Annotated in this window: 21 protein-coding genes; 11 read left to right on the forward strand and 10 right to left on the reverse strand. The window is 58.7% G+C overall.

Features of this window, described 5'->3' with window-relative positions; genetic code table 11:
- The first annotated feature begins 161 nt into the window (after positions 1 to 161).
- On the forward strand, positions 162 to 1,826 hold the full coding sequence (gene ettA, locus HKK53_RS25015; protein WP_169372991.1) for an energy-dependent translational throttle protein EttA: 1,665 nt from the start codon (positions 162 to 164) through the stop codon (positions 1,824 to 1,826).
- 187 nt (positions 1,827 to 2,013) lie between these two features.
- On the opposite strand, the gene HKK53_RS25020 is transcribed toward ettA, so the two are convergent.
- From HKK53_RS25020 to HKK53_RS25035, 4 genes are all read right to left on the reverse strand, one after another.
- A complete protein-coding gene (locus HKK53_RS25020) occupies positions 2,014 to 2,508 on the reverse strand; it encodes a GreA/GreB family elongation factor (RefSeq protein ID WP_169372992.1) in 495 nt (164 codons plus the stop codon).
- Between the two features lie 70 nt (positions 2,509 to 2,578).
- On the reverse strand, positions 2,579 to 2,935 hold the full coding sequence (locus HKK53_RS25025) for a hypothetical protein (RefSeq protein WP_169372993.1): 357 nt from the start codon (positions 2,933 to 2,935) through the stop codon (positions 2,579 to 2,581).
- Between the two features lie 94 nt (positions 2,936 to 3,029).
- Positions 3,030 to 4,883 carry an Lnb N-terminal periplasmic domain-containing protein gene (locus HKK53_RS25030; protein WP_169372994.1) on the reverse strand — a complete coding sequence of 618 codons (1,854 nt, stop codon included), beginning with the start codon at positions 4,881 to 4,883 and terminating at the stop codon, positions 3,030 to 3,032.
- Positions 4,884 to 4,976: 93 nt separating this feature from the next.
- On the reverse strand, positions 4,977 to 5,465 hold the full coding sequence (locus HKK53_RS25035) for a DUF3015 domain-containing protein (RefSeq protein ID WP_054051400.1): 489 nt from the start codon (positions 5,463 to 5,465) through the stop codon (positions 4,977 to 4,979).
- A gap of 279 nt (positions 5,466 to 5,744) precedes the next feature.
- Here HKK53_RS25035 and HKK53_RS25040 point away from each other — a divergent pair, with 279 nt between their 5' ends.
- Both HKK53_RS25040 and HKK53_RS25045 read left to right on the forward strand, forming a co-directional pair.
- Positions 5,745 to 8,183, forward strand: coding sequence for a Lon protease family protein (locus tag HKK53_RS25040; RefSeq protein ID WP_169372995.1), 2,439 nt, complete (start codon positions 5,745 to 5,747; stop codon positions 8,181 to 8,183).
- A gap of 444 nt (positions 8,184 to 8,627) precedes the next feature.
- Positions 8,628 to 8,969 carry a PA4575 family protein gene (locus HKK53_RS25045; protein ID WP_133837671.1) on the forward strand — a complete coding sequence of 114 codons (342 nt, stop codon included), beginning with the start codon at positions 8,628 to 8,630 and terminating at the stop codon, positions 8,967 to 8,969.
- Here HKK53_RS25045 and HKK53_RS25050 read toward each other — a convergent pair.
- Positions 8,963 to 10,792 (reverse strand): hypothetical protein, encoded by a 1,830-nt coding sequence (locus tag HKK53_RS25050; RefSeq protein ID WP_169372996.1) that lies wholly within the window; start codon positions 10,790 to 10,792, stop codon positions 8,963 to 8,965. The two genes, HKK53_RS25045 and HKK53_RS25050, sit on opposite strands and share 7 nt — an antisense overlap.
- 160 nt (positions 10,793 to 10,952) lie before the next feature.
- Here HKK53_RS25050 and HKK53_RS25055 point away from each other — a divergent pair, with 160 nt between their 5' ends.
- Positions 10,953 to 11,441 carry a TIGR00645 family protein gene (locus tag HKK53_RS25055; protein WP_169372997.1) on the forward strand — a complete coding sequence of 163 codons (489 nt, stop codon included), beginning with the start codon at positions 10,953 to 10,955 and terminating at the stop codon, positions 11,439 to 11,441.
- A 65-nt stretch (positions 11,442 to 11,506) separates the two neighbouring features.
- Here the strand turns inward: HKK53_RS25055 and HKK53_RS25060 are convergent, their stop codons facing one another.
- Positions 11,507 to 13,393 carry a hypothetical protein gene (locus HKK53_RS25060; RefSeq protein ID WP_169372998.1) on the reverse strand — a complete coding sequence of 629 codons (1,887 nt, stop codon included), beginning with the start codon at positions 13,391 to 13,393 and terminating at the stop codon, positions 11,507 to 11,509.
- A gap of 219 nt (positions 13,394 to 13,612) precedes the next feature.
- Between HKK53_RS25060 and HKK53_RS25065 the strand changes: the two genes are divergently transcribed.
- Complete coding sequence (locus HKK53_RS25065; protein ID WP_169372999.1) at positions 13,613 to 13,924, forward strand: DUF6482 family protein; 312 nt, start codon at positions 13,613 to 13,615, stop codon at positions 13,922 to 13,924.
- Between the two features lie 122 nt (positions 13,925 to 14,046).
- Complete coding sequence (locus HKK53_RS25070; RefSeq protein ID WP_169373000.1) at positions 14,047 to 14,664, forward strand: FKBP-type peptidyl-prolyl cis-trans isomerase; 618 nt, start codon at positions 14,047 to 14,049, stop codon at positions 14,662 to 14,664.
- 135 nt (positions 14,665 to 14,799) lie between these two features.
- Here the strand turns inward: HKK53_RS25070 and HKK53_RS25075 are convergent, their stop codons facing one another.
- From HKK53_RS25075 to HKK53_RS25085, 3 genes are all read right to left on the reverse strand, one after another.
- Complete coding sequence (locus HKK53_RS25075) at positions 14,800 to 15,057, reverse strand: PA4570 family protein (RefSeq protein ID WP_054051383.1); 258 nt, start codon at positions 15,055 to 15,057, stop codon at positions 14,800 to 14,802.
- A 206-nt stretch (positions 15,058 to 15,263) separates the two neighbouring features.
- Complete coding sequence (locus HKK53_RS25080; protein ID WP_007901863.1) at positions 15,264 to 15,605, reverse strand: zinc ribbon domain-containing protein YjdM; 342 nt, start codon at positions 15,603 to 15,605, stop codon at positions 15,264 to 15,266.
- A 178-nt stretch (positions 15,606 to 15,783) separates the two neighbouring features.
- Positions 15,784 to 16,752 carry a polyprenyl synthetase family protein gene (locus HKK53_RS25085; RefSeq protein WP_169373001.1) on the reverse strand — a complete coding sequence of 323 codons (969 nt, stop codon included), beginning with the start codon at positions 16,750 to 16,752 and terminating at the stop codon, positions 15,784 to 15,786.
- A 240-nt stretch (positions 16,753 to 16,992) separates the two neighbouring features.
- Between HKK53_RS25085 and rplU the strand changes: the two genes are divergently transcribed.
- The 5 genes from rplU (at position 16,993) to HKK53_RS25110 (ending at position 20,767) form a co-directional block, all read left to right on the forward strand.
- On the forward strand, positions 16,993 to 17,307 hold the full coding sequence (rplU, locus tag HKK53_RS25090) for a 50S ribosomal protein L21 (RefSeq protein WP_003176051.1): 315 nt from the start codon (positions 16,993 to 16,995) through the stop codon (positions 17,305 to 17,307).
- 34 nt (positions 17,308 to 17,341) lie between these two features.
- Positions 17,342 to 17,617, forward strand: coding sequence for a 50S ribosomal protein L27 (gene rpmA, locus HKK53_RS25095; protein WP_046048788.1), 276 nt, complete (start codon positions 17,342 to 17,344; stop codon positions 17,615 to 17,617).
- A 194-nt stretch (positions 17,618 to 17,811) separates the two neighbouring features.
- The gene (cgtA, locus tag HKK53_RS25100) at positions 17,812 to 19,035 is read left to right on the forward strand and encodes an Obg family GTPase CgtA (RefSeq protein WP_169373002.1); all 1,224 of its coding nucleotides are present in this window, start codon (positions 17,812 to 17,814) and stop codon (positions 19,033 to 19,035) included.
- Between the two features lie 137 nt (positions 19,036 to 19,172).
- Positions 19,173 to 20,291, forward strand: coding sequence for a glutamate 5-kinase (gene proB, locus HKK53_RS25105; protein WP_169374291.1), 1,119 nt, complete (start codon positions 19,173 to 19,175; stop codon positions 20,289 to 20,291).
- Between the two features lie 11 nt (positions 20,292 to 20,302).
- A complete protein-coding gene (locus HKK53_RS25110) occupies positions 20,303 to 20,767 on the forward strand; it encodes a CreA family protein (protein ID WP_054616667.1) in 465 nt (154 codons plus the stop codon).
- Between the two features lie 122 nt (positions 20,768 to 20,889).
- Here the strand turns inward: HKK53_RS25110 and rpsT are convergent, their stop codons facing one another.
- The gene (gene rpsT / locus HKK53_RS25115; RefSeq protein WP_008154937.1) at positions 20,890 to 21,168 is read right to left on the reverse strand and encodes a 30S ribosomal protein S20; all 279 of its coding nucleotides are present in this window, start codon (positions 21,166 to 21,168) and stop codon (positions 20,890 to 20,892) included.
- Between the last annotated feature and the right edge of the window lie 64 nt (positions 21,169 to 21,232).

Genomic DNA, 21,232 nt, shown 5'->3' on the forward strand with positions numbered 1-21,232 from the left:
CATTCAGGTAGCTTTGCCGGTTACGCGGGAGCGTTCCAGCTCCTAGACTCAGACTTTTTCAGCGCGCACGCATTGGTCTATATCAAGCGGACGACGCGCACGGTCTGGCCGGGCTTCGCCTGCGCTCCAATCATTCATCTGTCACTGACCCAAGGTTCTCCATGGCTCAATACGTCTTCACCATGCATCGGCTGGGCAAAGTTGTTCCGCCGAAGCGGGAAATCCTGAAAAACATTTCGCTGTCGTTCTTCCCCGGCGCCAAGATCGGCGTGCTCGGCCTCAACGGTTCGGGTAAGTCCACGCTGTTGAAAATCATGGCGGGCGTCGACACCGAGTTCGAGGGCGAAGCCCGTCCGATGCCGGACCTGAACATCGGTTACTTGCCACAGGAACCGATCCTGGACCCGACCAAGACCGTGCGTGAAGTGGTCGAGGAAGCGGTCAGCGTGATCAAAAACGCCCAGGCGCGCCTGGACGAGGTCTACGCGGCCTACGCTGAAGAAGACGCCGACTTCGACAAACTGGCGGCAGAACAGGCCAAGCTCGAAGCCATCCTGCAAGCCAGCGACGGTCACAACCTGGATCGCCAACTGGAAGTTGCCGCCGATGCGCTGCGTCTGCCGGCGTGGGATGCCAAAGTCGAATTCCTGTCCGGTGGTGAAAAGCGTCGTGTGGCCCTGTGCCGCCTGCTGCTGTCCGCCCCTGACATGCTGCTGCTCGACGAGCCGACCAACCACTTGGACGCCGATTCCGTCGCCTGGCTGGAGCACTTCCTGCACGATTTCCCGGGTACCGTGGTTGCGATCACGCACGACCGTTACTTCCTGGACAACGTTGCCGGCTGGATTCTCGAACTCGACCGCGGCGCCGGTATCCCGTACGAGGGCAACTATTCGGGTTGGCTGGAAGCCAAGTCCGATCGTCTGGCTGCCGAATCCAAGCAGCAGTCGGCCCACGAAAAAGCCATGAAGGAAGAACTGGAATGGGTGCGCAAAGGCGCCAAGGCCCGCCAGTCCAAATCCAAGGCTCGTCTGCAACGCTTCGAAGAAATGCAATCGCAGGAATTCCAGAAGCGCAGCGAAACCAACGAGATCTACATCCCGGCCGGTCCGCGCCTGGGTGACAAGGTCATCGAGTTCAAGAACGTTTCCAAGGGCTACGGCGATCGCGTGTTGATCGACAACCTGTCGTTCTCCATGCCGAAGGGCGCCATCGTTGGCGTGATCGGCGGTAACGGTGCGGGTAAATCCACGCTGTTCCGCATGCTGATGGGCAAGGAAACACCGGATTCGGGCAGCATCGAAGTCGGCGAAACCGTGCAACTGGCGTGCGTTGACCAGAGCCGCGAAGACCTGGACGGCAGCAAGACGGTATTCCAGCAAATCTCCGACGGTTCGGATCAGATCCGCATCGGCAACTACGAGATTCCGTCGCGTACCTACGTCGGTCGCTTCAACTTCAAGGGCGGCGATCAGCAGAAGTTCGTCAAGGACCTGTCCGGTGGTGAGCGCGGTCGCTTGCACCTGGCCCTGACCCTGAAGGAGGGTGGCAACGTCCTGCTGCTCGACGAACCGTCCAACGACCTCGACGTTGAAACCCTGCGTTCCCTGGAAGAAGCCCTGCTGGACTTCCCGGGCGCCGCCATTGTGATCTCTCACGATCGGTGGTTCCTTGACCGTGTGGCGACGCACATCCTGGCGTATGAAGACGACTCGCAAGCGATCTTCTTCGAAGGTAACTACACCGAGTACGAAGCTGATCGTAAAAAGCGTCTCGGCGAAGCGGCTGCCCAGCCACACCGTGTACGGCACAAGAAACTGGCCTGATATCGGGTTGGTTGCATAAAAAACGGAGCCTTTTGGGGGCTCCGTTTTTTTATGGACGTTATTCAGGTAGACCGCGGTGTGGCCTTCGCGGGCAAGCCTCGCTCCTACAGTTTTGCGGTGTGCCGAAATATTGTGTACGACCGCGCCCCCGTAGGAGCGAGGCTTGCCCGCGAAAGCGTCCGTATGGTCACTGAATATCTATACTCAACACCTCAATCACCAAATCCCCCGCCGGCCGCTTCCACAGCACCTCATCCCCGACCTGCGCGCCCAGCAACGCCCGACCCAACGGCGAACCCCAATTGATCAACCCACTGGCCGCCTCCGCCTGATCCTCACCGACCAACTGCACCCGCTGTTCGTTGCCCTGTTCATCGGCAAACGTCACCCAGGCGCCAATCTGCACTTTGTCGGTCGAGGAGGCCGGTACCACCAGCTGAGCGCTTTGCAATCGCTGATTGAAATACCGCCAGTCACGCTCAAGGTCAGCCTGGCGCTGTTTGTCGGCCAGTTCACCTTTGGCGCTCTGTTCATTGAGCAGTTTTTGGACCTCGGCCAGTTTTGCCTGCAATTGGGCAAGCCCGGCGGGGGTGACGTAGTTGGGCTGCGCGCTGACCTGCCGTTCGACTGGCTGATCGGCTTGCGCGGCGGCGTTATCTTCATTGACGAAGGCACGACTCATGGTTTTCTCCCGTTATAGGGTTTGGGCCATGGTCGCAGGGGAATAGTTTCGATGGATGTCTGGCAGCGACCTAGGGCGAGCGAAAAGCCCGGGCGGCGTCCTGGTCTTTCTGTTGCTGCCAGGCGCGTTCGCGGTCGTCCCAATGGTGGCTGCGATAGTCCTCGCGGTCGCGGTTTTCCAGCATCGCCTGGCATTGGCGGAAGCCATCGCCCCAACCCTCGGCGTATTGCTTGTCCTTGAGGTAGCGCGGCACGTTCTTGCGAAATTCGCCGGTCATCGCCCCTGCGGCCTGACGACCACTGACGCAACCGTCGTCGAAACCGTCAGCGAACGCCGGAGGGTAACCCTTGGCGATCAGATCTTCGTGGGTCGACTGGCAACCCGCGCACAACAGCAGCAAACCCAACGCACCCACGCAACGCCACATCTCAGACTCCCGGCCGTTTGACGGCCTATACAGAGAAGTCTAGAAGTCGATTCGTCAGCGGGGTGTGAAAGAAAGATCAAAAGATCGCGGTGGGTCAGTAGTGATACCACTTCACCTCAAGCATCACTTCATTCTCGGGCGAGGCGAGGTGGCTGAATTCACGCTGGGCACTGAGACGCAGCCCCAGGTTGCGCGACAATTCCCACTGCTGGTTCAGGCTTATGCTACGACGCACTTCGCCGTTGGTGAAGAAATCACCCTTGGTCTCCAGGCTGAAGTTGCCCAGCGGATTTTTCCACAACACACCGCTGTTGAAACCGGCCGCGGGCGCGACGAACCCGGCAAAGTCGTTGTTGTGTTCGATGCGCACGGTGCCCAGGGCAAACCCAAGCACATCATCGCCCAACGCCCAGGTCCCGCCGGCACCGCCGTTGACGTGGCTGACCAGGGTTTCATCGTCATGCTTGCCCGGCACCCGTTCCAGGCCACCGGTGACTTGCCACGACAACGGCTGCAACAGCTCATTGCGCGGCGTCAGTGAGCGAATAGTCGCCAAATCCAGTTGCTGCAGTTGCCAGTGATTGCCTTCGTACTGGCGCAGTTTCATCTGCAGGATTTCGATCTGCGCGCCCAGCGGGAAGCTCTCGGCGTTGTCGTTGAGGTCGTGATAGGCCATGCGCAAGCCGTATTCGCCGAAGGCCTTGTCGCCACGGGTGCCGAGGCCGGCCTGCCAGGTGCGGGATTCGTGACCGTCCTCGGGCAAGCCCGGACGCGGGATATCCAGTTCCGGCGGCGGATTCTGATTGATCGCCCGCAACAGTTCGAAACTGCGCTGGGCCCGAGCCGGATCACGCTCCTGGCCGTTGGCGCGGTAGCGTTCCAAACGGTAAGCGGCGTCGACGATCAGTGCTTGCCGGTCGCGCGGCTGCGCTTTGAATTCAGGTGCCTGCAATTGCTTCTGATCGGCGCTGACTTTCAGCACCCATTGCTGTTCTTCAGGATTCAACGGCTCGGCGCGGCTCAGCAATTCACGTTCGCGGGACGGGCGATACTGGATCGATTCCACCAGCCCGGCTTCTTTCACGGCTTTGACGGTATCGGTGGGAATCGCCGTCAGCGGAAATTGCTCGGTCAAGCGCAGACTCGGCCGCGCCACTTGCAGCAGTTCCAGCAGGCGATACGAGCAGTTTTCGTCAAAGAAGAAATAGTCGAACTGTATCTGCTTGAGTTCCCAGACGTGTTCGACCATGCGTTCGGTTTCTTGCTGGGTCAGGTTCAGCCGGTATTCCCACAGGTCGCGGTTCTCGAGACTGCGGTATTCCGAGAGTTTTTCCTGGTAGGGCACAAGCGCAAACAACCCCGGATAGCCGCCCATCAAGCCTTTCCAGGCGTAGAGGATGCTGTTGTCCGAACCTTCGATGTAGGCGCCGAAGTTGATTGCGTAGCTGAGCAGGGCCGTTTGATCGCTTTGCACATTGGCCTGGTCGATGCGCAGCAGGGTGTGGCCAAACATCGATGACGGGCTGTTCAGGTACGCGGCCGGGAAGATCATTACCGCACTGTGGGGCGCGACATCCTTGAACCATTGGGTGAACTCGGCGCAATCGAGCTTCGGCAAATCGCTCAGGTTCAGTTGCGCTTTCAGCCAACGAGTACGGGCCGGGTAGACGCATTGGGCGTGTTTCTCGCCAGCGCTGGCCGGGGCGTACAGCGCCTGAACGGTCGCGGCCAATTCACGATCCGGATGTTCATTGCCGTCGGACGCGAGAAAGAATTTCTTGTCGCTGACATAGCTGCGCCAGCCACCGAGCTTGGCGGTTTCGTAATGGCCCAGGGAAATCCAGAAAGGGTCGTTGGCCAGTTGCTGCAAACGTTGATCGTCGATGTGTGGCGCGGCGGACAGCGGGGCGCAGACACAGAGCGCCAGCCAGGCAAGGCGTTTGAGCATAGTGGGCAACTTAAGTCGGAAGAAACAAAGACCCAAAGAGGGGCAGGTCCAAAAAACAAAAGCCGCTCCCCGAAAGGAGCGGTTGGGTCGAGCTTAAGCTTGAGTCGCGTACTTGGCCAGACGAGGATCGCTCTTCAGGACGGCCAGGGTGTTGGTATGCACGTCGTCAGCGGTCACGTCAGCCTTGCTGAAGATCTGCTGGAAGTGCTCGTGAGTCACAGCGGCGAAGTGCGCACGGTCTTCCGGCGCCACGCCCAGTACCACGGCGTAGGTAGTCAGCGCTTCGCCGTTACCTTTGGCCATGTCTTCAGACAGCTCGTTCATCATGCCATTCATGGCAATCCAGGATTTACCGCCATAAGTCAGCGCAGCATTGGTCGAGCAACCGTTGGTGCCGGAAGTCATACCAAATGTTGCGTTGCCGGAGGTGCCGTTAGTGGTGGATGCCAGGAAGTGAGCCGGGGTGCCACGCTGCCCTTCGAACAGCATGTTGCCCCAACCACAATCCGGGCCGCCTGGCGCCTGAGCCATGGCATTGAGGGATACAACGGTGAAGAGAGTACCGAGAAGAATCCGTTTCATAGCTTTGTTCTCTTTGTGTGCATACCAATGGACAAGGGGTTTGGCGCCAACTCGACGCCAGTGGGCCGGTTATTAGTTCCAGCCGCGCAGTTTGGAGTTTAGGCACGTTCCAAGGGTTCCGTGATTTTTTGCAAAACATTCGCTGCAAAACATTGATTTGGCCCCGCCCCGCGTGGCGATGGCGGTTTGTCTATGCTTTGGCTTGAGGCGCGCCTTGCCAGTCGGGTATGGGCAGCGCCAGAATGCCGCTATCTGCCCCGCCTGATGTAAGGAAGCCCGATGCCTGATCCTGTTGCTGCCAGCTTGCGTCTAGCGCCTGAAGCGCTGACCCGTCCGTTTTCCGCTGAACAGTTCAGCTTCTCTACCACCAATGATCTGGAGCCCTTCCGCGGTGTGCTTGGCCAGGAACGTGCTGTTGAAGCCCTGCAGTTCGGTGTGGCCATGCCACGTCCCGGTTACAACGTCTTTGTCATGGGCGAGCCCGGCACTGGCCGGTTCTCGTTCGTCAAACGCTACCTGAAAGCCGAAGGCAAACGCCTGCAGACCCCGGCGGACTGGGTCTACGTCAATAATTTCGATGAGCCCCGCGAGCCGCGAGCCCTGGAATTGCCATCGGGCACCGCCGGTGCGTTCATCGGTGACATCAACGGTTTGATCGACAACTTGCTGGCAACTTTTCCGGCGGTGTTCGAACACCCGTCCTACCAGCAGAAGAAAAGTGCCATCGACCGCGCCTTCAACCAGCGCTACGACAAGGCGCTGGACATCATCGAACGCCTGGCCCTGGAGAAGGAAGTCGCGCTGTACCGCGACGCCAGCAACATCGCCTTCACCCCGATGAGCGAAGGCAAGGCGCTGGACGAGGCTGAGTTCGCGCAATTGCCGGAAGCCGATCGCGAGCGTTTTCATGAAGACATCTCTGGCCTCGAAGAGCGCCTGAACGAAGAACTTGCCAGCCTGCCGCAATGGAAGCGCGAGTCGAGCAATCAACTGCGCCAGCTCAACGAAGAAACCATCACCCTGGCCTTGCAGCCGTTGCTGTCGCCGTTGTCGGAGAAGTACGCCGAGAACGCGGCGGTGTGCGGTTACCTGCAAGCGATGCAGGTGTACCTGCTGAAAACCGTGGTCGAGCAATTGGTCGACGACAGCAAGGTCGATGCCGTTGCGCGCAAGATGCTGGAAGAACAATACGCCCCGAGCCTGGTGGTCGGTCATTCGGCCAGCGGCGGTGCGCCGGTGGTGTTCGAGCCGCACCCGACTTACGAAAACCTGTTCGGTCGTATCGAATACAGCACCGACCAGGGCGCGCTCTACACCACTTACCGGCAGCTGCGTCCGGGTGCATTGCACCGGGCCAACGGCGGGTTCCTGATCCTTGAAGCGGAAAAAATGCTCAGCGAGCCGTTCGTGTGGGATGCGCTCAAGCGCGCCCTGCAATCGCGCAAGCTGAAAATGGAATCGCCGCTCGGTGAACTCGGCCGACTGGCCACCGTGACCCTGACCCCGCAACACATTCCGTTGCAGGTCAAAGTCATCATCATCGGCGCCCGGCAGCTCTACTACACGCTGCAAGACCTCGATCCGGACTTCCAGGAGATGTTCCGCGTCCTGGTGGATTTCGACGAAGACATCCCGATGGTCGACGAGAGCCTGGAGCAGTTCGCCCAGTTGCTCAAAACCCGTACCTCGGAAGAAGGCATGGCGCCGCTGACCGCCGATGCGGTGGCGCGTCTGGCGACCTACAGCGCGCGTCTGGCGGAACACCAGGGGCGTTTGTCGGCGCGGATCGGCGATCTGTTCCAACTGGTGAGCGAGGCGGATTTCATTCGCCACCTGGCCGGCGATGAAATGACCGACGCCGGCCATATCGAACGTGCGCTCAAAGCCAAGGCCACCCGCACCGGGCGCGTTTCGGCGCGGATTCTTGATGACATGCTGGCAGGGATCATCCTGATCGACACCGATGGCGCGGCGGTCGGCAAGTGCAACGGGCTGACAGTGCTGGAGGTCGGCGACTCGGCGTTCGGCGTGCCGGCGCGGATTTCCGCCACGGTGTATCCGGGCGGCAGCGGCATTGTCGACATCGAGCGTGAGGTCAACCTCGGCCAGCCGATTCACTCCAAAGGCGTGATGATTCTCACCGGGTATCTGGGCAGCCGTTACGCCCAGGAATTCCCGCTGGCGATTTCAGCGAGCATCGCCCTGGAGCAATCCTACGGTTACGTCGATGGCGACAGTGCGTCGCTGGGCGAGGCGTGCACGCTGATCTCGGCCTTGTCGAAAACCCCGCTCAAGCAGTGTTTTGCGATTACCGGTTCGATCAACCAGTTCGGTGAAGTGCAGGCGGTGGGCGGGGTCAACGAGAAGATCGAAGGCTTCTTCCGCCTCTGCGAAGCCCGTGGGCTGACCGGCGAGCAAGGGGCGATCATTCCCCAGGCCAACGTCGCGACGCTGATGCTCGACGAGAAAGTGCTGTCGGCGGTGCGGGCGGGGCAGTTCCATGTCTACGCCGTGCGCCAGGCTGACGAGGCCCTGAGCCTGTTGGTGGGCGAGCCGGCCGGCTCACCGGATGCCGATGGCCAGTTCCCGGAAGGCAGCGTCAACGCGCGGGTGGTGGAGCGCCTGCGGGTGATCGCGGAAATGATCAGCGAAGAAGATCTCAAGGAAGCCGAGAAGGAAATCGCACTGGAAGCGTTGGTCGAAGCCAAACCGGCTTGACCCGCCATGATCGTTCCCACGCAGAGCGTGGGAACGATCTAATCCCTCGTAGGAGCGAGGCTTGCCCGCGAAGGCAATCTGTCAGCCGACATTGATGTCGGCTGATACACCGCCTTCGCGGGCAAGCCTCGCTCCAACAGGTTTTGGGTTATTTTTGATCGTTCCCACGCTCCGCGTGGGAATGCCTCCTGTGACGCTCCGCGTCACGCTTTTAAGGGCCGCGGAGCGTCCTGGGGCTGCATTCCCACGCAGAGTGTGGGAACGATCAGTGCCATCAGTCTGACGTCAATATTCACACAATGACCGCTCGGCGCCTTCTGGTCTCGCTTTGCTTGCGAAGCGAACTTTTCTTCTATTCTCAGCTCAAGGATAGGGACAGCAATCACTGGATCGAAACAGCCTTCCCATGAGGGCTGAATACCGGATCTATCGAGGGTCGCCGCCATGTCGCGCAACCTCTGCCTCACCCGTCAATGCCTGGGCCTTGTGACCCGTATCGAGTGCGCTATCCGCCCATTGGCGGGAGATACGGGCATGTGGACCTTACTCTTCGCCGCCGGAATGGCCGGCGAGCAACCTTCGGCCATCAAGGCTCAAGGCCCGTTCCATGGCCCCTTCGTGGCTGAATCGATCCTCGACACGATTGTTGAAAGTCTGACCCTGCATGGCTACGAGCTGGCCGACGACCCGCAAATCTGGAGCCTGCACCTGCAAGCCCAACTGCGGGAAATCAACGGTGGTCGTGTTCGCAGCCTGGGTGGCTTCGAATTTCGTCCCGATCACTGAGTCAGGTCGGGCAACTCGGTTTTATCGAGTTTGACCTCGAAACCATATTGCACGGTGGCGAGGTCGGTTCGCTGGTAGGTTTCCAGCCGCGTCGGCTGGCCATAGAAGTAATGCACGCCTAATAGCGCGGGGCCTTCTGCGCTCGCGTCATGACTGACCGAAAGAATCTCTTTCAGATAATTGCCGCTGTCGTCCTTGGCGAAAAAGCGCCAGTCCTGGGCGGGAAACAGCTTCAGATCGACCACCAGCGCGTTGCCCTTGAGCTCCAGGCCCTTGGGCAATTGGTGCGCGTCCAGGCTCTTCTGCTCGACCGTGGCCAGAAACAGCGGCATGGAGCCCACGGCGAAGGCAGGGGTCTCCGGAAACAGGTTCAAATCGTAAGTGATGACGCCGCGCAACGGATCGACTTGATAAGCCTCGGGCGGCAGTTCGATCGGTTCATCACGCTGGCCGTTATCGCCTGCGGTGAAGAACGTTACCGGGCCATCGCCGGGGCTGAAGGAGGTGCCGAGCAGTTCGTCGTTGAAGCTGCGCGGATGATCGAATTCGATCCGGGCTGCGCTGGGGTCATCCACCGATTGCGTGATGTTGACGCTCTTTTTCAGTTGTTCTTCGCCGAGCGTCGCGCCTTTGAGCCAGATCGGCGCCTGGTCGTCGTACACCACCACCGGCAAACTCAGCGGCTGGATGGTCTTCTCGGTGGTGTTGTGATCAAAGCGGCGGACGGGCAGGTCCAGATCCTTGCGGGTCACGGTGGCGCTGGAAAAATCGAGCACGCTGACTTCGAGCGTCTCGATCGGGCCGTTGAAATACACCTTGGTGTAATGCCGAGTCTGCTGCTTCTCAAACGCTCGCTGGTCTTCATCCAATTGCTTTTCTAGCGTCTCGCTCCAGGCTTTCTGCTGTTGCATCTGCGCCAGTTGTTTTTGATAGAAGGCGATTTGCGCCGCGGTTTCGTTGATCGAACCCGAGCGAGAGAGAAATTGTCCGGTGTTGTCTTTGGCCTGCACGATCAGCGGGTTGAGCGGTGTCTCGCTGACTTCGGAGGCCATGGGCAGGCTGTTGGTGAATTCCACTTCGGCATGGTTGTTCGTCAGGCTCAGCAGGGTGACGCTGAGGTTGTCGTTGGTGCGCGTCTGGCCGACGTCCTTCCGGGTCAGGTCAAAGCTGTACAGCCGCCGCGGCGCAATGACCTCGACCTTGCCTTGCAGGCTGACCGGTTGCGGCTGGTTTTTGTTTTCCACGTCCAGGCCATCGATGAACGGGTAGGTCACCGTCAGGTCATCGGGGTTGGTCAGGTTCGAGCTGGAAGGACTTAGTTGAATGCCGGGATCGGTTTCCGACCATTCCGGCTGGAACGGGATGACGCGCTTGTTGCTCAGGGTGACCGATTGCCATTCCAGGCCATGGGGGAAGAGGAAGGCCGCCGGGATGCTGAAGTTAAAGGGGAACACCGGTTGCAGGTCGGTCAGGTAGTCGGAGCTGGAATCCTTGTGCAGCACAAACAGGCCGTTGATGTAGGTATCCACCAGTGCCTGAGGCGTGGGGTAGTGCTTGAGCACCGCCAGGGCGTCTTCGCTGTACTCGGTTTGCAGCGGTTTGCTGTCGAGCTTGAGCTGCGCCCGTTCGAGCAACAGCAGCGAGCCGCCCAACTCGGCGACGGCGTCCTTGAGTTTCGGGTCCTGAATGGCATCCAGGGACTTTTCGAACTGCGCGGTTTTTTCTTCGAGGCTGACCTGACGCTTCTCATCGCTGGGTGAACAACCGCCGAGCAACAACGCGAGGCAAAGTCCGGCACTCGTTAAAGGCAATCGCACATCCATTTCCTGTCTTCCTGTCCGGTGTCGCTAACCTGTCAATGGTTTGGACACTAGCAGAAAACCTTCGCCTCACACGCGCAGGTTGCGGATTTTCGAACAGTTTCTGAGTGTTACAGGCGGCTGATATACTCGCGGCCATTTACCAGCCCTCGTGTGAGATTCAATGGAACGCTTTATCGAAAATGCAATGTACGCCTCCCGCTGGTTGCTGGCGCCGATCTACTTCGGTCTGTCCCTGGGCTTGCTGGCACTGGCGTTGAAGTTTTTCCAGGAGGTCTTTCATGTCATTCCCAACGTCTTCTCGATGGCGGAATCGGACCTTATCCTGGTGCTGCTGTCGCTGATCGACATGGCACTGGTGGGCGGCCTGCTGGTGATGGTGATGATCTCCGGGTACGAGAACTTCGTCTCCGAACTGGACATCGATGAGGACAAAGAGAAGCTGCATTGGCTGGGGACCATGGATTCGTCTTCGCTGAAGATGAAAGTCGCGGCCTCGATCGTGGCGATTTCGTCGATCCACTTGCTGCGCATCTTCATGGACGCCAAGAACGTCGATCCCGAGCACTTGAAGTGGTACGTGATCATCCACATGACCTTTGTGATCTCGGCGTTTGCGATGGGCTATCTGGATAAGCTGACCAAGCACTGACGTCGAATCGAACCTGTCCAGACCGCCGCACCTTCCCCCGGAGAGTGCGGCGTTTTTTTGTCTGGTTACATGCAGCCGGACATCATGATCGTGCCGGTGGAGTAGCAGGGGGTTTTGGGCTTTATCAGTTTCACGGCGAACGGGTATGAAATGGCCTCGACGTCCGCGCGGAAGTACCCCTCGATCACCGCTGGCTTGCCGTAGAAGTACGTCACTCGAAACAGGTTGTCCCCATGAGCGGACTTTCGGTGCGCTTGCTCGTGCATCACCTTGAGGTAACGCCCGCTCTCGTCTTTGGCGGCTACGTGCCATTCATATTGGTTGAACGCCTGCTCATCCAGAATCACCGCATTACCCTGCACACTCATGCCCTTGGGTAACGCGCTGACCGGGTACTGGTTTTTTTCCACGATCGGGTGCGCGAGCTTCATGGTTCCGCTGGCGTAGGCCGGTGCTTCGTGGAGATAGAAGTCCGGGAGGTCGTAGCTGATTCTCGCCTTGTCCAATTCGGCTTTGTAGGCATAGGGGCTGACGTCAATGACCTCCCCGCGCTGGCCATCAGTACCCTGCGTGTAGAACGTGACGGGGACGTCCATTTTCGGGTTGCCGTAGGTCCAATTGAGCGCGGCCTGTGCACGGAACAAGATCCTTGCGAGCCGATTGCTGACGATTTCCTGATCCACGACCACCGTTTTCAGCAGTTGCTCTGCGGTCATGTTGTAGCCGCTCAGTTTTGCTTCTGCCTTGAGGTCATGGATGACCACAGGGTTGGGCATCGCTTGCACGGCGCTGCCGACCACAAACGATGAAAAGTCGTAGATCGGCACCGTCAGGGTCTTTTGCACTGTCAGGGCGTCGGAAAAATCCATGGCGGTAACGCTGATGTTTTTCACGTCACCGAAGAAGTATTGCGTGCGGTACTGCACCTGCGAGGTTCTTTTGAATGCGGTCAGTTGTTCTTGCTGCTGCTGGGCCAGTTGTTCACTGAATGTCTTCTGCTTGAGCAGGGTATCGAGCTGCTCTTTGTACAACCGGGCTTCATCATCCCCCAGAAACACTTCGCCACGAGGCTTGAGGAATTTTCCGGTGGTGTCCTGGGCCTGAATCAGGAGCGCAGATACATTCCTGTCGGCTATTTCGTGGGTCAACGGTGCCCGATTACGCAGTTCGACTTCGGCAGAGTGCTCGCCCACGCTCAACAGCGTGACGGTCAGATTGCCGATGCTACGACTGACGCCAGCATCCTTTCTGGAAAAGTTGAATTGCGCGACGTTGCCAGGAACCAGCACCGAGACCTCGCCATTCAGCGTGATGGGCAGAGGCCGAATCCGCTTGTTGATCATCTGACCGTTTTTCTGCGGGTAGACCAACTGAAGCTCGTCGGAGTACTTGTCCTTCGACAGTGCCAGCGGTTTATCTTGCGCGGGTGGCTCGAAGCGGGCCTCGACGACTTGACCATCGTCCAGGGTGGCCGATGTCCAGGACAGCTGAAGAGGAAACGGCAGGCCGGCATACTCATCTGGATCGGTCGATGATTTGGGTCGCAGCTCGACGATGGGATTGTCGCCAAAGACTCCGCGTTCATAGAGCAGACTCTCGAGCCAGCGATTGGTCAGGGCCTTGGGGTCGGCACTTTCTTTAAGCAGGACCGCGTGGTCCAGGGTGTAGGCAGGGTCCTCTGGAAATTGGGCGATCCACAATTCGGATTTTCTCTTCTCCATCATGGCGGCCGATTTGGCCCGGATGGCATCTCTCAGTCTGGCGTCATTGATCCAGACCAGTTGCTTTTCGAGCGCCTCGTAATAGGCGGCGACCCGCTCTTTCTCTGTGGGCGCCATCCAGTACGCGGTGCCCAGTGCTGCGCAAATCAACAGCGCGAGCAGCCACAGGCCGACACGCCGGAACTTGCGCACAAACGCGCAGATAGAATCGATGCGGAAATGAAAGTCCATTTAAAAATATCCGTTGAAGCGAAGAGTGATTCGAAATCAGCCGGCGACACTACCAGAAATGATTGGGCTTGATCCTGCTTTCTCCCAAGGCTGCACCACGCAATATGTGCCCGCGCACAGCGACCGCCTGTCGAGCGGTTGCTGCGCACGACTTGTGCTTTACGGCGTCGAGGCATATGCCTGTAAGGGTCTTGGTCCGCCACTGCTTGAGGTGCGCTCATGAACCTGCAAGAGCTCAATGCCTACGCCATCGCCGGGAAGATCGATGAGTTGAACCTGATTTCGCTTGAAGGCGGGATCTATCTGCTGGAAGCGCGGATGCATGGGGCGGCTTATCCACTGAACGATGCCCATGGCCAGTCGTTTCATCTGCGCTCGGTCGAGCATGCCCGTGAAGTCCTGCACGCGTTCCCCAAGCTGCAATTCAACCTGGTGCATACCTCGGTGCATGACGAAATGTGCGGACTCGGCGCCATCGACGAGGAAACCCTGAAGGTGCCGATCGCCTTCCGTTCAGCCTGGCAGCGCTGACACCCCCTGATCAATGCCATGGCTTCTGTGCTAGTCTGCTCGCCCTTTTGGTTCCGGGCGCTCCGGGATGCGCTGTGTCCGCACGGCAAGTTCCAGGGCCGTCCGCACAGCGGAGCAGTGTCATGTCCGAAGTAAATCTGTCCACCGACGAAACCCGCGTCAGCTACGGTATCGGCCGTCAGTTGGGCGACCAACTGCGCGACAACCCGCCACCGGGCGTTAACCTGGATTCGATCCTGGCTGGCCTGACCGACGCATTCGCCGGTAAGCCGAGCCGTGTGGGTCAGGAAGAAATGTCCGCCAGCTTCAAAGTGATCCGCGAGATCATGCAAGCCGAAGCCGCTGCCAAAGCTGAAGCCGCTGCAGGCGAAGGCCTGGCCTTCCTGGCTGAAAACGCCAAGCGTGACGGCATCACCACCCTGGCTTCCGGCCTGCAATTCGAAGTACTGACTCAAGGTGAAGGCGCCAAGCCGTCACGTGAAGATCAAGTGCGCACGCACTACCACGGCACCCTGATCGACGGCACTGTGTTCGACAGCTCCTACGAGCGTGGCGAGCCTGCAGAATTTCCGGTTGGCGGCGTGATCGCTGGCTGGACCGAAGCCCTGCAACTGATGAATGCCGGCAGCAAATGGCGTCTGTACGTGCCGAGCGAACTGGCTTACGGCGCTCAAGGCGTTGGCAGCATTCCGCCGCACAGCGTACTGGTGTTCGACGTCGAGCTGCTCGACGTTCTGTAAGATTGTGAGCGCGTGATCCACGTGATCCTGTAGGCGCGAGGCTTGCTCGCGAAGGCGGTGTGTCAGTCATATTGATGTCGACTGATAGATCGCGTTCGCGGGCAAGCCTCGCTCCTACAGGGGTTTGCGCGTTACTCATATTTCGAGCTTATGGTGCAGTTCATGCGACGGGCGCAACGCCCGGGCATAGCAGAACAGAAACAGATTGCGCACCAGTTCCTTGAGCACCACCGGCTCGCTGGAACTCAAGCCGCTGACGTCCAGATCACCCTGATCCTGCAGCTCGTTCAAGGCTTCTTCTTCAAGCACCGCACAGACTTCCCCGGTTTCCCGATGCAGGATCCTGAGGTAAGGGTGTGGGCGGTCCAGCCAGGCATCGATCAAATAAGTCATGGGTCTCATCTCCATTGATGGGTTTCAATGAGAATAATTCTTATTCATCAAATAGCAAGGACCTATTGGCTGTTTGTGTTTTTTTCAGGGTAAAGGTTGCGTAAGGTCAAAATGGCTGGCGTTTGGCTACTGCGAGGGATTGCGGGGCGAAGCGGGGGAGGGTGTAGCACCATCCCACGCCGGGCGCGGGATGGAAGACAGCAGGTTCAGACTTTTCTGACGAACTCGGATTTGAGCTTCATCGGGCCGATGCCGTCGATCTTGCAATCGATGTCGTGATCGCCATCGCACAGGCGGATGTTCTTGACCTTGGTGCCGACCTTGACCACCAGGGACGTGCCCTTGACCTTGAGGTCCTTGATCACAGTGATGGTGTCGCCGTCCTGCAGGACGTTGCCCACCGAATCCTTCTTCACGGTGTCATCGGACGCCACTTCAGCTTCGCCGCTGGCGGACCACTCGTGGGCGCACTCGGGGCAGATCAGCTGCGCGCCGTCTTCGTAGGTGTATTCGGAATTGCATTTCGGGCAGGGTGGCAACGTGCTCACTAAAGCTCCTTGGATTGAGGATCGCTAAAAGTCGCACATTATATAGGGTTTATTCGGGGGAAGGGGCGACACATGATTTGTAGGAGCAAAGCTTGCTCGCGATAGCGGTGTGTCAGTCACATGAGTATTGACTGGCAGAATGCTTTCGCGGGCAAGCCTCGCTCCTACACAGGGCGGATCAGTGCGTACGGGCTACCGCAAACTCGCTCAATTCAACGAGCGCATCGCGATATTCGCTGGCTGGCAGGGCGTCGAGGCACTTGATGGCGCGGGCCACGTAATCACGGGCCAATTGCGCGGTGTATTCCAGCGAACCGGAAGCTTCAACGGCCTCGCGGATGCTTTCCAGGTCTTCGATGCCACCCTTCTGGATCGCCTGGCGTACCAGTGCGGCTTGCTCAGGAGTACCTTCACGCATGGTGTAGATCAGCGGCAGGGTCGGCTTGCCTTCGGCCAGATCGTCACCGACGTTCTTGCCCAGGGTTTCCGCATCGCCTTTGTAATCCAGCAGGTCGTCGACCAGTTGGAAGGCTACGCCCAGGTGATCGCCAAACGTGCGCAACGCTTCGCGCTGATCCGGCGTGGCTTCGCACAGGGCGGCGGCGCTGTGGGTCGAGGCCTCGAAGAGCATCGCGGTTTTGCCGCGGATGACTTCCATGTAGGTTTCTTCGGTGGTGCTGGCGTCCCGGACCTTCGACAACTGCAACACTTCGCCTTCGGCAATGATTCGCGTGGCTTGCGAAAGGATCTTCATCACCGGCATCGAGCCCAGTTCGACCATCATTTCGAAAGAGCGCGAATACAGGAAGTCGCCGACCAGCACGCTTGGCGCGTTGCCCCACATCGCATTGGCGGTCGAGCGGCCACGGCGCATGCCGGACATGTCGACCACGTCGTCATGCAGCAGGGTGGCGGTGTGCAGGAACTCGATGGTGGCGGCCAGCAGGCGCAGGTCATCGCCTTCGCGACCCAGGGCCTTGCCACACAGCAACACTAATAGAGGACGCAGGCGTTTACCGCCGGCCGAGGTAATGTAGTCGCCGATTTTCGATACCAGCGGCACTCGGGAAGTCAGCTGCTTCTTGATGATGCCGTCGACGGCGCTAAAATCGTCCGCCACCGCGCGGTAGAAAGCTTGGGGTTGCATCAGCGACAGTTGCTCCAGAAGGGTTGCGCGGCATGCTAGGACCCACGTCCGGACCTGTCAAGGCGCGATGGACGGCCTCTTGCATCACTCCGGCAGCTTGCGTACAATCGCGCACCCTGAACTTCCTGGGCAGCACCTGCCTTACGCAATTGCAAACAGGCCTTCCAGCCCAATGCAGCCATGCCAGCCAATACCTCTTCTTATAAAGAGCTGGGTGAGCAGGATTATCGGAGAAATACCATGTCGTACGCAGTAATTGTTACTGGTGGCAAGCAATACAAGGTCGCCCCAGGTGAATACCTGAAGATCGAAAAACTGGAAATCGCTACCGGCGAATCCGTTACTTTTGATCGCGTTCTGTTGGTCGCCAATGGCGATGACGTGAACATCGGCGCTCCAGTTGTTGCTGGCGCTACCGTTGTGGCTGAAGTGATCTCCCAAGGTCGTCACGATAAAGTCCGCATCATCAAGTTCCGTCGTCGTAAGCACCACATGAAGCGTATGGGCCACCGCCAGTGGTACACCGAGATCAAAATCACCGGTATTCAGGCTTAATTTCAGCCTAATTCCTCACTAGGAGAATTGACTCATGGCACACAAAAAAGCTGGTGGTAGTACCCGTAACGGTCGCGACTCAGAAGCCAAACGCCTTGGCGTGAAGATGTATGGCGGCCAGGTTATCATTCCGGGCAACATCATCGTGCGTCAGCGCGGCACCCAATTCCACGCCGGTTACGGTGTAGGCATGGGTAAAGATCACACTCTGTTCGCTAAAATCGACGGCGTGATCAAGTTTGAAGTAAAAGGCGCTTTCAATCGCCGTTACGTGAGCATTGTCCCGAAGACTGCAGTCGTCGCGGCATAATTACGTAGTTGCTGGAAAAGCCCTGTCTCGCGACGGGGCTTTTTCGTTTGTGGGGTGAGTCTCTTGCAAAGCTGTTTGTGATGGGCTCCAGCGCTGGATTTTGCGGTCGTTGATTGAGGTCGCTGCGCTCATTTTTGCAAGAGTCTTATGTCTAGTTTTTTTCGGCTCGTCCGTATGACGAGAGGCGTTTTGTTATGAAGTTTGTTGATGAAGTATCGATTCGAGTAAAGGCCGGCGACGGCGGCAACGGTTGCATGAGCTTCCGTCGCGAAAAATTCATTGAAAACGGTGGCCCGAACGGCGGTGATGGTGGTGATGGCGGCTCGGTCTACATGATCGCCGACGAAAACCTCAACACCCTGGTGGACTACCGTTACACCCGGCACTTCGATGCCGAGCGCGGTTCCAACGGCGGCAGCACCGACTGCACCGGCAAGAAAGGTGAAGAGCTGGTCCTGCGGGTTCCGGTCGGCACGACCGTGATCGACTCCGCGACCCAGGAAGTCATCGGCGACCTGACCAAGGCGGGTCAGCGTCTGCTGGTCGCCCATGGCGGCTGGCATGGTCTGGGCAACACCCGTTTCAAATCCAGTACCAACCGTGCTCCGCGCCAGACCACTCCGGGCAAACCGGGTGAAGCGCGTGATCTCAAGCTGGAAATGAAAGTGCTGGCCGATGTTGGCCTGCTGGGTTTGCCGAACGCCGGTAAAAGTACCTTTATCCGTTCGGTGTCGGCCGCCAAGCCGAAAGTCGCCGACTACCCGTTCACCACGCTGGTGCCGAACCTGGGTGTGGTCAGCGTCGATCGCTGGAAAAGCTTCGTGGTCGCGGACATCCCGGGCCTGATCGAAGGCGCTTCCGACGGCGCGGGCCTGGGGATTCGCTTCCTCAAGCACTTGTCGCGTACCCGTTTGCTGCTGCACCTCGTGGACATGGCACCGCTCGATGACGCCAGCGCCCCGGATGCTGCGGAAGTGATCGTCAGCGAATTGACCAAGTTCAGCCCGTCCCTGGCTGAGCGTGATCGTTGGTTGGTGCTGAACAAGTGCGACCAGATCCTTGAAGAAGAGCACGATGAGCGCGTCAAGGAGATCGTTGATCGCCTGGAATGGACTGGTCCGGTCTACGTGATCTCGGCCATCTCCAAGCTCGGTACCGAGCGTCTGTGCCACGACATCATGCGTTACATGGAAGATCGTGCCGATCGCCTGGCTGCCGACCCGGCCTACAAGGAAGAGCTGGCCGAGCTCGATCAGCGCATCGAAGACGAAGCCCGTGCCCAGCTGCAGGCCCTGGATGACCAGCGTGCCCTGCGTCGTAGCGGCGTTAAGTCGGTCCATGACATCGGCGACGATGATTGGGACGAAGAAGATGTGGATGATGAAGATGGTCCGGAAATCATTTACGTGCGTGACTGATCCGTTGCGATAAACTTAAGCGCCGCTCAATCGAGCGGCGTTTTAGTATCTGGAAATCGATAGTTGGTCACGAATAACCACGAATAACGTTACGGGCAGTGCCAGGTCGCACTGCCCTCAAACTAAGGTTGAAGATGATGCGGAGCAAGGTGACAGGTGCGCAGCGTTGGGTCGTGAAGATCGGCAGCGCTTTGCTGACGGCGGACGGCAAGGGCCTGGATCGCGCGGCAATGGGTGTCTGGGTTGAACAGATGGTGGCCTTGCACGAGGCGGGCGTCGAGCTGGTGCTGGTGTCCTCCGGGGCGGTGGCTGCGGGCATGAGCCGTCTGGGCTGGACCGTACGACCCAGTGCAATGCACGAGTTGCAGGCGGCTGCCGCCATCGGTCAGATGGGCCTGGTGCAGGCCTGGGAATCGAGTTTTGCCGAGCATGGCCGGCATACCGCGCAAATTCTCTTGACCCACGACGACCTGTCCGACCGCAAGCGCTACCTGAATGCCCGCAGCACCTTGCGTGCGCTGGTCGAGCTCAAGGTCATTCCGGTGATCAACGAGAACGACACCGTGGTCACCGACGAAATCCGTTTCGGCGACAACGATACGCTGGCGGCGCTGGTGGCCAACCTGGTCGAGGCTGACTTGCTGGTGATCCTGACCGATCGCGACGGCATGTTCGACGCTGATCCGCGTAATAACCCTGATGCCAACCTGATTTACGAAGCCCGCGCTGACGATCCGGCGCTGGATGCCGTGGCCGGTGGCACCGGTGGTGCGCTGGGTCGTGGCGGCATGCAGACCAAATTGCGTGCGGCGCGTCTGGCGGCACGTTCCGGGGCGCACACCATCATCGTCGGTGGGCGCATTGATCGCGTACTTGATCGCCTCAAGGCTGGCGAGCGCATTGGCACCTTACTGTCGCCTGAGCGCGGCATGCTCGCGGCGCGCAAGCAATGGCTGGCCGGGCATCTGCAAACCCGTGGCACCCTGGTGCTGGATGCGGGGGCTGTGACGGCGTTGTCCAAAGGTAATAAAAGTTTGCTGCCGGTCGGCGTCAAATTGGTTCAGGGCAGCTTCCGCCGTGGCGAAATGGTGGTGTGCGTGGCGCCGGACGGTAGAGAAATCGCCCGGGGACTGGCCAATTACAGCGCCCTGGAAGCACAAAAAATCATCGGTCAGTCGTCTGAGGCGATTGTCGGTCTGTTGGGTTACATGGCGGAACCGGAACTGGTTCACCGCGATAACCTGATCCTGGTCTGAAGGAAAACTGAATGCGCGTTGCAAAGGGATTATTGGGCTTGTTGCTGGCGATGCCGTTGCTGGCGTCGGCAGAAGAAATTGGTCAGGTGTCGACTGTGTTCAAATTTGTCGGCCCGAATGACCGAATTGTGGTCGAGGCGTTTGACGATCCGAAGGTTGAGGGCGTGACGTGCTACCTGTCCCGGGCCAAGACGGGCGGCGTGAAGGGTGGCTTGGGGCTGGCTGAGGACCGTGCTGAAGCATCCCTGGCTTGCCGTCAGGTCGGGCCGATCAACTTCAAGGGTGAATTGAAGGATGGTGATGAGGTGTTCAAGGAGCGCACATCGCTGGTATTCAAGACCATGCAGGTAGTGCGTTTCCTCGACAAGAAGCGCAATACGCTGGTGTATCTGGTCTACAGCGATCGCTTGATCGAGGGCAGTCCGCAGAATGCGGTGACGGCGATTCCGATTCTGCCGTGGCCGCACGCTCAATAATCGCAAGGGTTGTAAAAAAAATGGGAAGGGCTTCGGCTCTTCCCATTTTTTTGTGCTGCATTCACTAAATCGCAGGCAATAAAAAACCGACCCTAGGGTCGGTTTTTCAACAAGCTTATTGCTTAAGCGGCTACAGCAAGGTTCAGAGCCTTGACGTGACCGTTCAGGCGGCTCTTATGGCGAGCAGCCTTGTTCTTGTGGATGATGCCTTTATCGGCCATACGGTCGATAACTGGCACGGCCAGAACGTAAGCAGCTTGAGCTTTTTCAGCGTCTTTTGCGTCGATGGCCTTAACTACATTCTTGATGTAGGTACGAACCATGGAACGCAGGCTGGCGTTGTGGCTGCGACGCTTCTCAGCCTGTTTTGCACGTTTTTTGGCGGAAGGTGTGTTGGCCACCGTCGAGCTCCTCGAAAGACTTTTTAGGAAATAGCAAACAAAATAGGCCGCGAATCATGCCGAT

This window comes from Pseudomonas sp. ADAK7 (genome assembly GCF_012935675.1).
GTDB lineage: Bacteria > Pseudomonadota > Gammaproteobacteria > Pseudomonadales > Pseudomonadaceae > Aquipseudomonas.